This window comes from Rothia uropygialis (genome assembly GCF_004137765.1).
Lineage (GTDB): Bacteria > Actinomycetota > Actinomycetes > Actinomycetales > Micrococcaceae > Rothia.
Genome location: NZ_NOIS01000003.1, coordinates 517,920 through 531,538, shown reverse-complemented (window position 1 = coordinate 531,538; position 13,619 = coordinate 517,920). Strand labels below are relative to the sequence as shown.

At 61.4% G+C, this 13,619-nt stretch carries 10 protein-coding genes; 4 read left to right on the top strand and 6 right to left on the bottom strand.

Annotation, left to right across the window (positions count from 1 at the left end):
• Positions 1-386 precede the first annotated feature (386 nt).
• From EWV35_RS09135 to EWV35_RS09125, 3 genes are all read right to left on the bottom strand, one after another.
• Positions 387-1,349, bottom strand: a complete 963-nt coding sequence (locus EWV35_RS09135; RefSeq protein ID WP_129660832.1) for a beta-ketoacyl-ACP synthase 3 — start codon at positions 1,347-1,349, stop codon at positions 387-389.
• Positions 1,350-1,401: 52 nt separating this feature from the next.
• Positions 1,402-1,902, bottom strand: a complete 501-nt coding sequence (locus EWV35_RS09130) for an FBP domain-containing protein (RefSeq protein ID WP_129660829.1) — start codon at positions 1,900-1,902, stop codon at positions 1,402-1,404.
• 260 nt (positions 1,903-2,162) lie between these two features.
• Positions 2,163-3,542 (bottom strand): MFS transporter, encoded by a 1,380-nt coding sequence (locus tag EWV35_RS09125; protein WP_202976062.1) that lies wholly within the window; start codon positions 3,540-3,542, stop codon positions 2,163-2,165.
• Between the two features lie 89 nt (positions 3,543-3,631).
• On the opposite strand from EWV35_RS09125, the gene EWV35_RS09120 reads away from it, so the two are divergent.
• From EWV35_RS09120 to EWV35_RS09105, 4 genes are all read left to right on the top strand, one after another.
• Positions 3,632-4,192, top strand: a complete 561-nt coding sequence (locus EWV35_RS09120) for a cysteine hydrolase family protein (RefSeq protein WP_129660826.1) — start codon at positions 3,632-3,634, stop codon at positions 4,190-4,192.
• A gap of 278 nt (positions 4,193-4,470) precedes the next feature.
• Entirely contained in the window at positions 4,471-5,967 is a 1,497-nt protein-coding gene (locus EWV35_RS09115) for a pyridoxal phosphate-dependent decarboxylase family protein (protein ID WP_238654337.1), read from the top strand.
• Between the two features lies 1 nt (position 5,968).
• Positions 5,969-7,288, top strand: a complete 1,320-nt coding sequence (locus tag EWV35_RS09110) for a lysine N(6)-hydroxylase/L-ornithine N(5)-oxygenase family protein (protein ID WP_129660823.1) — start codon at positions 5,969-5,971, stop codon at positions 7,286-7,288.
• Positions 7,285-9,633 (top strand): GNAT family N-acetyltransferase, encoded by a 2,349-nt coding sequence (locus EWV35_RS09105; RefSeq protein WP_238654335.1) that lies wholly within the window; start codon positions 7,285-7,287, stop codon positions 9,631-9,633. Before EWV35_RS09110 ends, EWV35_RS09105 begins: the two co-directional genes overlap by 4 nt.
• Before the next feature lie 21 nt (positions 9,634-9,654).
• Here EWV35_RS09105 and EWV35_RS09100 read toward each other — a convergent pair whose 3' ends face one another.
• From EWV35_RS09100 to EWV35_RS09090, 3 genes are all read right to left on the bottom strand, one after another.
• A complete protein-coding gene (locus EWV35_RS09100) occupies positions 9,655-10,845 on the bottom strand; it encodes an NAD-dependent formate dehydrogenase (protein WP_129660820.1) in 1,191 nt (396 codons plus the stop codon).
• A gap of 124 nt (positions 10,846-10,969) precedes the next feature.
• Positions 10,970-11,905 (bottom strand): LysR family transcriptional regulator, encoded by a 936-nt coding sequence (locus tag EWV35_RS09095; protein WP_129660818.1) that lies wholly within the window; start codon positions 11,903-11,905, stop codon positions 10,970-10,972.
• Positions 11,906-11,940: 35 nt separating this feature from the next.
• A complete protein-coding gene (locus EWV35_RS09090) occupies positions 11,941-13,503 on the bottom strand; it encodes an alkaline phosphatase D family protein (RefSeq protein ID WP_129660815.1) in 1,563 nt (520 codons plus the stop codon).
• Positions 13,504-13,619: the final 116 nt, after the last annotated feature.

The following is a 13,619-nucleotide window of genomic DNA, read 5'->3' as shown; positions in this document are numbered from 1 at the left end:
TTTTCGATGCCGGCGCCGCTGCCTTCTCCTGCGTTCAGGTGGTCGGCCAACGAGGATCGGTGCGGCCGTACGCCTCCACGGTGCGTTCCACCTCAAGGGAAGGGGACCACAATCGCTGCGGTGCGGGCTCGACCATTATGAGTCGACGCCGCGCGTCCGGCTGTGGAGAACCGACTGCACCGGCAGGACCTCCTGGTTTGATGTCGATGGCTTCACGATCGACCAAACAAGTACGAGTTATCCACGGGTGGCAGGTTCATTCCCTTGGAAATCAGACCGGTCCTGAGCCCCCGATCTAAGGGGACTGATCGCCGGCATGATCGCGCTGGATCCGGTCCTCCACAAGGCATTGCGGAACAGCTGACCAGGACGCCGAGCGGCCGGTCCTATTCGGGGAGTCTGACGACCTGGCCGGCGAAGGCGAAGCCACCGCCGAAGCCGAGGAGAAGAGCCATGCCTCCTCGCGGTAAGTCTCCTCGGTGCCAGTACTTGGAGAGGCCCAAGGGAACACTCGCCGCCGAGGTGTTTCCGGACTCGATGACGTCCTTGATGACGATCTGCTTGTCCGTGACTTTAAGTGCCTTGGCCAAGGGTTCGACCAGGCGGAGATTGGCCTGGTGGAAAGCGAAGACGTCGATGTCCTCCAAGCTCAGGCCGGCGGCGTCGAGAACCTTGTGTGCCTGCTTGGCCGCGTCGGTGAAAGCCCACCGCATGACCTGGCGGCCGTCTTGGGTGAAGAATTCGGGGTCACCGTGGATGACCACGGCATCTGCCATGGAAGGGACCGATCCCCAAATGGTCTGGCTGACCTCGGGCGCCTCGGACTTCTGCAGGACCACGGCGCCGGCGCCGTCGGCCGTCAGAATGCATGTCCGCCGGTCGGTCCAGTCGGTCACGGCGCTGAGCTTCTCGGAGCCGATGACCAGCGCGGTCTCTGCGCTTCCGGCGCGAATCGCCTGATCGGCTATGCCCATCGCGTATTCGAAGCCTGAGCACGCAGTATTGACGTCCATGATGGCTGGGGCGGTGAAGCCGAGGCGCTGGCTCACGCGACCCGCCGTGTTGGGGCTTCGGTCCGTTGCGGTCGTGCTTGCCAGCACGACCAAATCGACATCGTGAAGACCAGCGTCCTCGAGGGCCATCCGGGCGGCACCCACGGCGAGATCGGCCACGGACTCGTCTTCGGAGGCGATATGCCTTTCGACAATCCCGGTGCGGGACTGAATCCACTCGTCGCTCGTGTCGACCATCTTGGCGATGTCGAAATTCGTGAGGACCTTCTCAGGCTGGAAATGACCGAGACCGACGACCTTGGAGCCGTGCTGGGCAGAAGTGTGTGCAATGGGCATATTCAGAATCCTACTGCTTTCATAACCCATGCGCGGCTCCTTGACCGACCGCCTAACTCATCTTTTCGGCGACGCGCTCGATCAAACCGGCGGCGTTCCGACGAGTACGTTCGGAACGCTCCTCAGCGGTGAGAGTCTCTTCCATCTGACGCACCCCATCGGGCTTCTTCTTGCCCCAGGTGTAATCGGAACAGCGCAGATCGGAACAAATGTACGTGCCCACCGTGTTGTAGTGGTCTTTCTTGCCCTTGGCTCGCTGGATGGAATACATCGAGACACCACTGCCCGGATGAAGGGTCATGCAGAGCTGGCACATTTGCGCCCCGCCTCTGCTCTTCTGAACGTTCTTATGAAGGACAATACCCCGAAGACCGGCCTCGGTTTCGGCGACGACATATGCGCTCTGCGGCGACTTCGGGTCGATCCAACCGAGGAATATTTCGGATTCCCAGTCCGTGGTGGCAAGCTCCTTCGGAACGTTGAGCCGCTGAGCGGCGCCCTTAGAACAATTGATGAAGCTCTTGCGGATTTCTGACTCAGTGTGTTGCTGCATGGTCAATACCCCATTGACGTGGTGGTGCGCAGACGTGTTCCCCGGACGGGGCTGCGCGGAAATGTCTTGTGCACAATGCCTCGACGGCCGACTCGTGGCGGCTTCTCGTCGGGCACAGGTCATCGCAGGTTGCGGCGTCATCAAGGCTGCAACCGGCGGGAACGGGGCTATCTGGTGTCGACGGTCAATCCGCCGACAACCTCCTGACGCCTTAGGGCATCGATACCTGAGCAAGTCACGTCCCTTTTATACACCCCTGGTCAAGCCCGTGCCCGGCGGAGAGACCGATCGGCCCAGGTCATCACCGCAAAAAGTGACGCGAGGACGATCATGAACAGACCCAATTCATGAAGTCCGGGGGTCGTGGCCTTCTGCCCGAAGAAAAGGCCCGAAGCCGACGACGCCGCCATCGCGCCGAAATACATGAACGTTCGGAGCAGGCCGGCCGAAGCCCCGATTTTGTCTTCTCTTGCCTGGAAATAAACGGCATTCTGGTTGGCCAAGCTCACCAGGCCCTGGGGTATCCCGAGAATCAGGGCAACGGCCACCAGGAGCCATACGGGCGCGTCGTCGGCAAGGGTGATGATCAGGGCGCAGGCCACGATTTGGGCTAGGGCCCCCACCTTCAGTTTGAGACGAACTTCAGCGAAACGGCCGGTCAACAAGGTCACGAGAATCCCGGTACCAAAGGTCGGCAGCAGGAGAAGCCCCGCGGTCGAGGCGGACAGTCCGCGTCCTTGCTCGAGCCACTGGGTGTATCCGTAGATGAACGCGTAGGAGACGGATTGGGCCAAGAAGGCCCTCACATAGGTCGCCATCAACGGTAAGTTTCCGGCAAAGACGCGAACATCGATGAACGGCGACCGACGTTTCATCTCCCACCAGGCGAAGGCCACGCCGAAGGCCGCGGAGACCAACAGCAACCAAGCCAGCGGCCAGGCAAGATTCATGAAGAACAGCAGAGCCGAGATGAGCGTGACCGAGAACAAGAGGATACCGATCAGGTCGGTGCTCGTGGTGACCTCCGAGTCCTCCGGTGAATCGTGGGCCGGAAGGAACAAGGCGCCGAGAATGAACGCCGCTGCACCCAGTACGACATTGATCGTCATGGTGCTCCGCCAGCCGCCGAGGCCGATCAAGGCGCCTCCGAGAGTCGGGCCGATGACCGAAATGACTTGGGTCGTAATCGTCAGCACCGAGAGCACGGCCGCTGGGGTTTCGATTCCGGTGCGATGAGATTCGTATTTGATCAGTCGCATCGCTGAGGGATACCCGGCACACGTACCGAAGCCCAGCACCACCCTGGCGACCATCAGGACCCAAATATTCGGTGCCAGTGCGCCAAGGATTCCAGCAACGGTCGTCAGGAATGCGCCGATGAGGAACAGGCGTTTGGACCCGAACTGGTCGATCAAACTGCCCATCAGGGGTTGTCCGATGGCCGTCGCAACGTACAGCGCGGAAACGAGCCAGGCAGTTTCAGAGGCCGGCGCTCCCAGTGCGATACCGATCGGCACCAGGGCCACCGCAATGATCGACGAGTTTATGGGGTTGAGGATCGCTCCCAGCATCATGGGCGCGTAAAGACGCCGGTCAAAGCGGTCCGGTCGAGGGTTTCGCCTGTCGGTCAGCGAATTCAAAATGGCATCAGCTTCTCAGAGCGGGGTGAATACTCAGCCAACCTCACTATAGTGCTTAGCAAAGCTATCTATGCCTCAGGAGGCCCGAAATGACCACCAACACCCCCGCACTTCTTGCCATGGACTTCCAGAACGGCATCGCTGGCGCATTCGAAGGAACCGGAGTGCTCGAAAACGCAGCACACGCGATCGACGCGGCTCGGACCGCAGGAATCCCGGTTCTCTGGGTTCGCGTCGCCTTCCGCCCCGGCTACCCCGAAACCGCCAGCAGCCCCACATTTTCGGGGATTGCCGAGACACGGGGCGATGCCATGACGCAGGAGAATGCTGAAACCCAGATTCATCCGGCCCTGTCCCCGCGCGAGGACGAACCGGTTGTGCTCAAACGGCGCTTCAGCGCCTTCAGCGGAAGCGATCTCGACGTACTCCTCCGCGCAACAGGGGCGGACACGCTGGTCATGGCCGGAATCGCAACCTCCGGCGTCGTGCTCTCGACCCTCCGTCAGGCCGCAGACCTCGATTACCGGATCATTGTCCTGGAGGACGCGTGCGCGGATCGCGACGAAGAGGTGCACCGGGTTCTGACCCAGAAGGTCTTCCCGAGCCAGGCGGAGGTCCTTCCCGTCAACGATTGGGCCAACCGGCTCTAATCCTTCCCGAGAACCGCAGGAGATTTGCCCGAGAGCTCGGATTCCCGTCAACGCCCGGCCCCTCCTCGGGCAATTCCCAGCGAATTCTTCCGGTGATATATCGCATAGGTCCGGGAATTACTTTACATGTCACGCAATAATTAGCGAACCTTCCTATGATTCAAACGGCTTCCGGTCCAACTGGGCTGTGACCTGCGCTTTTAATCAGTAGAACCTGCCTCCGCGCTTCTGTTAGCTTCTCAGGTGAACCAATACTCTATGGATAGGCTTACCTAAAATTGAGTCCACTTGATACAGCTTTGACGGGTCGTTTGGACCTCCTGGGCGCAGATTCCGCAGCCGAGTACATGGGTCTCGTTTCGGACATGTCGGAGCGCATTGCTCGACGCTTCGAGACAACCCAGGCACCTGCCACGAACACCCCCATCGCGGAATTACGCCGCCGTGTCGATGAAATGAACCTGGACGCAGAGCCCATCGGCGGCGCCCGTGCCGTGGAGGAAATCGACCGGCTCTTTCTGGAAGAGGCCGTGTGGTTCCATCACCCGGACTACCTCGCGCATCTGAACTGCCCGGTGGACGTCAACGCGGTCGCCGCGGAGACGGCACTGGCCGCGGTCAATACCTCGGTGGATACCTTCGACCAATCACGGATCGGAACTCTCATCGAACGCCGACTCATCGACTGGACCGCGCAGAAGATCGGCTTTCCCCAAGGCGACGGGGTTTTCACCTCCGGCGGCACACAGTCGAACCTCCACGCGCTTTTCCTGGCCCGCGAAGCAGCATTGCAGGGGTTCCGAGGAGCGCAGCGCAGTGAACGTCAGTCCCGATTGATCATCCTGACCAGCGAAGAAAGCCATTTCAGCGTGGACAAGTCGGCCCTGCTCCTGGGGCTGGCCGACGACGCCGTCGTCACGGTCGGCTCGAATGCCGAGGGACGCATGGACCCGGCCTCGTTGGAACAACACCTCAGGGATGCACTGAGCGCCGGAAAGATTCCCATGGCGATCAGCGCGACCGCCGGAACCACCGACCGCGGAATGATCGATCCGTTGCCTCAGATCGCCAAGATTGCGGAACGCTACGACATCTGGTTCCATGCCGACGCCGCCTATGGTGGAGCTTTGCTCGTCTCCCCTACACGGCGCGACCTGCTCGCCGGCCTCGATCGGGCCCGGAGCGTCACCGTGGACTTTCACAAGGGTTTCTTCCAGCCGGTTTCTTCCTCAGCGCTGATCCTCCATAACCCGAAAGACTTCCGACTGGGCACCTGGCACGCCGATTATCTCAACCCTGAGGAATCGGACGAGCCCAACCAGGTAGACAAATCCCTTCAGACCACCCGCCGGTTTGACGCCCTCAAACTCTTCGCGACCCTTCGGGGCACCGGGGCGGGCGCCGTCGGTCAGGCCGTCGATCGCGTCATCGACCTGGCACACGAGGTCCACGAGGTGATCGACAATCACCCGGCACTGCAGCTCGTCTCGGGCTCGGACCTTTCTACCGTGGTCTTCCGATGGCAGCCTGAGGGCGTCTCGGATCCTGATGCTGATGCGCTGGTGGCTCCCATCCGTCGCCACTTCCAGGAGTCCGGCCGAGTCCTCGTCGCCAAGACGGTGATCGGGGGCCGCCCCTGCCTCAAGCTGACGCTGCTCAATCCCGGAACCGAGCTCGACCGCATCGCACAGCGCCTGGAAGACATCTCCACCCTGGCCGCTCACATGCATGAACGGACCGCCCGGCACGCTCACGATCTCGAGGAGACCTCCTAAAATGACTCAGCCTGCATCCGCGGACCACGTTTATGACCTCGTCGGCATCGGCATCGGTCCGTTCAATCTCGGACTCGCGTGCCTGAGCGATCCGTTGGACGACGTCGACGCCCTCTTCTTCGATGAAAACGACGGCTTCGCTTGGCATCACGGGATGATGCTCGAGGACGCCACGATCCAGGTGCCGTTCCTGGCGGACATGGTCTCGATGGCAGATCCGACCTCCCGGTTCTCATTTCTGAACTGGCTCAAGCAAACCGGACGCCTCTACCCTTTCTACATTCGCGAGGACTTCCATCCGCTTCGCCGGGAATACGACGCCTACTGCCGCTGGGCCGCAGAACAGTTGACCAGTCTGTGCTGGCAACATCGCGTGGAATCCGTCGAGTACCTCGAGGAGCAGGATCTGTTTCTCATCACTTCGCTCTCGTCCCAAGGGGTCGAAAAACACCTCGCACGGCACGTCGTGACAGGAATCGGAACCGGGCCTCGAATCCCCCAGCCCCTCCAGGGCCTCGAGCGGAATGTGCGGCATTCTTCTCGCTTCTTGAACGAGCGTGAGGAACTCGTGGGGTCCGAATCCATCGCGATCATCGGCAGCGGGCAATCGGCAGCCGAGATCTACCTGGACCTGCTGAATTCGCAGAAGGACCACGGTTATCGACTCGACTGGATCACGCGGTCGCCACGGTTCTTCCCGATGGAGGACACCAAACTCACGCTCGAGCTGACGTCTCCGGAATACGTACGGCACTTCCACGGCCTTCCGGAAGAGATGCGGGACCGCCTGGGCCGCGAGCAACGCGGCCTATACAAGGGCATCAGCATGAGCACGATCGATGATGTATACGAAACGCTCTACAGGGAATCCTTCGAACGCTCTGTTCCGACGACTTTGCTGACCAACACGGCCGTCGTCGGCTCCGAATGGCTCCCGGGAGAAGGCGAAATTTCCCTGTCCCTGCGGCACGAAGAAACCGGAGAGACGACGGAAAGATCTGCCCAGCAGCTGGTTCTCGCAACCGGATATTCCCCTCGCGACCCCGTCTTCCTGAGGCCCGTGGAAGGTCTCATCAAGCGGGACCAGGCGGGCCGGTTCGACGTCGACCTTGAATTCCATGTCGACACCTTAGGCGGCCGCATTTTCGTTCAGAACGCCGAAGAGCACACGCACGGGTTGACCGCACCCGACCTGGGCATGGGCGCCTGGCGCAATGCCACCATTCTCAAACAGATCACCGGCCGAGAGGTCTACCCGATCGAGCGGAACATCGCGTTTCAGGACTTCGGCACCTCACAGGCGAAGGAGGACATCAAGTGACCGCCACTGTCCAAACAACCTCGAACGAACACGCCGCGGACGCCACTTCCTGGACCGTCCGCCCGGTCGATCCCGCAACCGATTCGTCCGTCCTCGCCGAGTGGCTGAGGAATCCGGCATCGCACTTCTGGCAGATGCAGGATGCCACCGAAGAAACGACGCGCCAGTACCTCGCGGACATCGCCGCCGACGACGCTCAGAACGCCTGGATGATTTGCGATAATGGGCAACCAATCGGCTACGCCGAAACCTATGATCCGGCGCGGGTGCTCCTGGCGGAGGTCTTCGACGCCCAGCCGTCAGACGTCGGAATGCACCTGCTGGTCGCTCCCCCTCCGCAGGATCCGGCTCAACGCCGCAGTGGCCTGACAAGTCGAGTGATGCGTGCCGTCGTCGACCATTGCGTCCACGAGTTGGGGGCCCGCCGCCTCGTGGTGGAGCCCGACGTACGCAACCGGGCGGTCGAAGCGAAAAACAGGGAAGTCGGTTTCCGGTTCATCCGCGAAATCGATCTCCCCGGGAAGACCGCAGCACTGAGCATCGTCGAAGCAGAACAGGCCGGGCACCCGGCCCCGGATGATCTCGCACCCCATCTGCACCCCGAGTACATGGAACCGGCGCAGCGTCATGTGATCGCCAAGGCGCTCGCCGAGTTCAGCCACGAACACCTCATTCACCCCGAACGTCTTGAAGAGGATCTTTGGGAACTCGCCGTTCCGGACGGCTCCGTGTACCGCTTCTGCGGCGAGGTCCTGTACCTCAACCACTGGTCCATCGACGAAGCCTCGATCACCCGCCACGCGGTGGGCAGTCCGGAAGGTCTGCCTCTCAACGCGCAGGAGTTCGTGGCGGAGATGCACCAGAGCCTGGGCATCCCGGGAAAGCTCTTGGGGACCTACCTCGAAGAGCTCGCCTCCACCCTGGCCAGCGCCGCGTTCAAGAATTTCCGCGGCGGGCCCACTGCCGGCCAGCTCGCACACGGCAGATCGGATATCGAGGTCGCCGGTGACTTCCAGCAGACCGAGGCCGCGATGACAGAAGGCCACCCGTGCTTCGTGGCGACCAACGGTCGAATCGGGTTCGGGTTGGAAGAGTTCCGACGCTACGCACCCGAGGCGGGCTCACGGTTCCGCTACGTGTGGGTTGCCGCGCACAGGGAAGACGCCGTCCTCGAGGTTTCAAGGTCGAGCACCGAGGATCAACACTGGGCCTCGGAGCTGTCCCTCAAAACTCGACGGTCCTTCACATCCAGACTCACCCAGTTGGGGCTCGACCCGGCGGAATACGTGTGGATCCCGGTCCACCCGTGGCAGTTCCAACACCGCATCTCGATCAGCTTCGCACCGGATATCGCCTCCCGTCGCCTGGTGGTCCTCGGTGAGGCCTCGGACGAGTACCAGCCGCAGCAGTCTATTCGGACGGCATTCAACCGGAGCTCTCCTTCGAAGTCCTACATCAAAACGGCGCTCTCGATCCAAAACATGGGGTTCCTGCGCGGGCTCTCTCCCGCATACATGCGCGCGACTCCCGCGATCAACGATTGGGTCGCCGACCTGGTGCGCGGCGATGAGCTCTTGCGAGAGGTCAACTTCGATGTCCTCCGTGAACACGCCTCGATCGGCTACACCGGGGACGCTTATCATGCGACCAGGACCAAATCGGATCAGCAGAAGATGCTCGCTGCACTGTGGCGAGAGAGCCCCCTCCCCAAGTTGGACGAGGGTGAACGCATCCTCACGATGGCATCGCTGCTTCATCGGGATGCCCATGGACGGTCGGTCATCGGCGAGCTGATCAAGGCATCGGGAACCGACGCGAAAACATGGCTCGGAGAGTACCTGACCGCTTATCTGACCCCGGTCCTGCACTGCTTGGAAGGTCACGAACTGGCCTTCATGCCGCACGGCGAGAATCTGATCCTGCGGATGAAGGGGGGCCGTGTCGTCGGGGCATTCATGAAGGACATCGGCGAGGAAGCGGCCATCATCGGCGAGCGTGCGCTGCCCGAGGAGATATCGCGCATGCGTCACGTGATCGACGACGCCGAGGCGGCGCAGCTCATCTTCACCGACGTGTTCGTGGGGGTCCTCCGGCACATCGCCGGGATACTGCATCAGGAAGGCACGATCGACCAGGCGGAGTTCTGGGCGCTGGTGCGAGACAACGTCGATGCCTACCGGGCTCGAGGGCTGCCGCGGCGGCGGTACCTGGACCTGGAGGTCCCCGAGTTCCGGCACTCTTGCCTCAACCGGCTCCAACTCCGCAACACCCTGGAGATGGTGGACCTCCAGGACGCTTCAGGCTCCCTGATCTACACGGGGAGCCTGAAGAACCCGATCGGTTAGGCCCTCGATCCTGGCGCCGTTCTAGTTGCCGGTGCTCCCGGGACTGGAGTTGCCATCCGTGGAATAGGATGCTGCTCCGGTCCCGGCGAGTTTGCCGTCATCGACGATCTTGTACTCATCGCGCAACGGACGGCTCGCGAAGAAGTCCTCCAGAACCTCGCGGGTTCCCGCTGCATAGCGGGCCTGCGCCGAAAGCGTGGTGCCGGATACGTGCGGCGTCATCGCGTTATTCGGCATGGTCCGCCAGGGGTGGTCCACGGTCGGGGGCTGCGGGTACCACACATCCCCTGCATAACCGGCCAGCTGACCGGATTCAAGGGCCTTCACAACGTCGTCACGCACCATAATCTCTGCTCGCGCAGTGTTGACGATGTAGGAACCGCGACGCATCGAGTTGATGAGCTTCTCGTCAAAGAGGTGGTACGTCGCCGGCACAAGCGGCGAATGCACGGAGATGATGTCCACGTTCTCAGCGAGATCCTCGACCGAATCGTGGAAGGTCATGCCCAGTTCATTCTCGACCTCCTCCGGAAGTCGATGAGTATCGAAATAATGCAGGTGCACGCCAAAGGGCTTGAGCCTCCTGGCCACAGCGCGGCCGATGCGTCCCGCAGCAATGATGCCCACATCAAAACCCTCGACGTCGTAGGCCCGCGAAACACAGTCGGCGATGTTCCAGCCGCCGTTCACGGCCCACTCATGGGAAGGAACGAAGTTACGGACGAGGTTCAGGATCTGCATGACCGCGTGTTCGGCAACGGAGATGCTGTTCGAGTAAGTCACCTCGGCAACCGTGATCCCAGCCTTCATCGCCGCATCGAGGTCCGTGTGATCCGAACCGATACCCGCGGTCAACGCCAGCTTGAGCTTCGGGGCCTTGGCGATGCGCTCGGCCGACAGATACGCAGGCCAGAAGGGCTGAGAAATGACGACATCGGCTTCCGGGAGGTATTTCTCGAACTCCGAATCCTCTCCGTCCTTATCGGAAGTGACGATCAGTTTGTGCCCCTGGGACTCGAGGTATTCGCGGAGACCCAGCTCACCGGATACGCATCCCAACAATTCGCCGGGCTTGAAATCGATGGACTCGGGGCTGGGGAGGCTCTGCCCGCCGTCGTATTGAGTGGGCAGTTGAGGGATCGAGTCCCTAGCGTATTTCGGGGGATATCCGGTGATGGGGTCCGGGTACAGGACGCAAAGCACTGTTGCCATGAGCTCTCCTTAGAAAGACGAAGCGCTCGCCGCTTCGTTATCGACTTCACCCTTGAGTCTTCTCGTCCTCCAAGAAGGTGTCCAAGACTTTATGTCGACCAGCCCATAGGCAACGCTTATTAGTTCACGTCAGCCCCGGAAAGAACCCCGCCGATCCCAGCCTCAGTCTTTTCTCGATCCGATCGGGTCGAGTATGGGCGAAGAGCGCCTCGACCAGAACCGAGCCCGGGGTCACACCGTGGGCCACGAGTCCCACCCGTGGGTGTACAAGGTCTTCGAGCGGTATCACGCGGATCTCCGGGGGAAGATCGAATCCGACGAGCCACTGTTGTGCGACCACGCCGGCCCATCGGCCTGTGCGCACCAGCGCAAACAGTGACGCCAGAGAGTCTGTCTCAACGCCGGGGTCCGCGACGAGGCCGCGTGAGCTCAGGGCCTCGTCCACGAGCTGCCGACCTCGCATACCCCTGTTGATCAAGCACAGCGGATAGTCGACGACGTCGTCCCAGCCGAACTCCTCGTCTCTCACGTGCCCCAGGAGGTCTTCGTGAGCCACCAGGACGTGCCTTTCGGTATAGAGCGGGAGCACCGACAGGTCTGCGTCGTCGTGGTCGTCGAGGTAGATCACGCCCGCATCCAGTCCAAAAGCCCCTATCCGCTGGATGATCTCCGAGGAACGCAGGCTCGATTCGAGGTTGATCTTGACTCTCGGGTGCTTGGACCGGAAGGGGTCCACCAGAAGCGAGATGGTGCTCGAGGCTGCCGGGATGACGCCGATCTTCAGCGTCCCCGACAGCCCTGAGCGCATGGCCTCGACCTCCTCACCCATGGAGGAATGGTCTTTGAGGATGCGTTGGGCCCACACCAGCACGCGGTCCCCCTCCGGAGTCAGGCCTTGGTAGTTCTGTCGCCGCTTGACCAGCGGAACTCCCAGTTCTTTCTCCAGTTTGTGAATCGACTCGGACAGTGCGGGTTGGGAGACGAAACAAGCTTTCGCCGCACGAGCGAAGTGACCCTCGCGGGCCAGAGTGACGAAGTATTCGAGCTGACGAAATTGCATACTTTATTGCACCACGCCTCCGCGTGGGGTTCTGGCTACATCGGCGTCAGTCCCATCTGCCCGGCTCGGGTGTAGAAACGGGCGGAGAGCTGCTTGGGGGCTTGATCGTCCTTCTCGATCCAGTCGACCGAATAGAAGTTCGACACCATGTTGTTGGGTGTGACCGTCACGTGCACGTAACCCCGGCGGCCGTCGTAGTGCTTGACGTATGGGTGCTGAATCCAGTCCGAGGTGTTCTTGTCGGTCTTCGCACCATCGCCGTCCGAAGAGACCGATGTACACACGAGCTCGACGCCGGTCGTGCGACTTGTCGGATCATTGAAGTCTGCCTTGAGCTCCGCGGCCGCGTGCTTGTGAATATCGCCCGCCAACATAACCGGGTTGGAGGCGCGGCTCATGGCATCGAGCATCCGATTGCGCGCGGCCGGATAACCGTCCCACATGTCCACGCGGTCGTCCGTGATCGGCGTCAGCACCACGCCGTTGGCCAGGATGTTCCAGGTCGCTGGACTGGTCTTGAGCTGATGGGCGACCCAAGCTTCCTGGTCGCTCCCCAGGATCGTACGGTTCGGGTCAGTACGGTCTGCCTCGTCCTTGGGCGCCGGGTCGCGGAATTGGCGGCTGTCCAACAACGAGAAGCGGATCAGGTTGCCGACGTCGATCGATGTCGTGATGTCGCTGGTGTCCCCTTGGGGCATGGCCTCTATGTCGAGGGGCATGTTCTCGTAGAAAGCTCGGTACGCTGCGGCGATCCGATCACGGAAAGTGGGATCCGGGGTCGTGGCCGCTGGAAACTTTCCGGTGTAATTGTTCTGGACCTCGTGGTCGTCCCAGATCGCGGCCGTTGCCACTCGGGCGTGGACGTCCTGAAGGTGCTGGTCGGTTTTGAACAGCGAGTACCGCAGCCGGTACTGCTCCAAGGTCCTGCATTCAACACCATGCGCCGGCCCGACCTCGGCTCCTTGCCGCCACAGGTTGTCTTCCGTGATGCCGTATTCGTAGATGTAATCGCCAAGGAAGAGGACCAGGTCAAGGTTCTTTTCCTCCGCGAGATGCTTATGCGCGGTGTAATGCCCGTGATACCAGGCCTGGCAGGATACGAACCCGAAGGAGAATGCGGAGACAGACGCGTCAGCGGCGGGCAGGGTTCGGAAACGACCAACACGGCTGAGCTGATCACCCACGCGGAACCGGTAGAAATATTCCGTCCCGGCCCGCAGTCCTTCGACCCGAGGGTGGACGGAGTGCGCCAGATCCGGCTGGGCCAGGGCGTCGCCTTCCTTCTCGATTCCGACGAAGTTCGCGTCTCTGGCGACCTGCCAGTTCACGGCGATAGGACGCTGGGGCATTCCACCATGTCCGTCCTCGGCGAGCGGTTGTGGGGTCAAACGGGTCCAGAGAACCACCCCGTCCGTCCGCGGTGCCCCACTGGCCACGCCCAAACCAAAGGGTTCGTTGATTGCGGTACCGGTTGTTGCGGAGGCTTCGGCACGGGGAATATTGATTCCCAAAGCGATGGCGGTGGCGGAGACGCCGCTGAGGTGAAGGAGACTCCTCCGGCTGAGAGTTTTGGCTTCCGGATGCGGTTCATGATGCACGGGTTGTACCTCACTGATGTGTGATTTCTGGGGTGACGAACCCGATCACGCTATCCAGTGATGATTTCCGCCAAGGAAACTATGAGAACTTATGTATTCACCGCACTTTCACCTCT

Coding starts and splice junctions, on each gene's coding strand:
- EWV35_RS09135 (WP_129660832.1), bottom strand. CDS start 1,349: ATGCCCATTGCACACACTTCTGCCCAGCACGGCTCCAAGGTCGTCGGT.
- EWV35_RS09130 (WP_129660829.1), bottom strand. CDS start 1,902: ATGCAGCAACACACTGAGTCAGAAATCCGCAAGAGCTTCATCAATTGT.
- EWV35_RS09100 (WP_129660820.1), bottom strand. CDS start 10,845: ATGGCAACAGTGCTTTGCGTCCTGTACCCGGACCCCATCACCGGATAT.
- EWV35_RS09120 (WP_129660826.1), top strand. CDS start 3,632: ATGACCACCAACACCCCCGCACTTCTTGCCATGGACTTCCAGAACGGC.
- EWV35_RS09110 (WP_129660823.1), top strand. CDS start 5,969: ATGACTCAGCCTGCATCCGCGGACCACGTTTATGACCTCGTCGGCATC.
- EWV35_RS09095 (WP_129660818.1), bottom strand. CDS start 11,905: ATGCAATTTCGTCAGCTCGAATACTTCGTCACTCTGGCCCGCGAGGGT.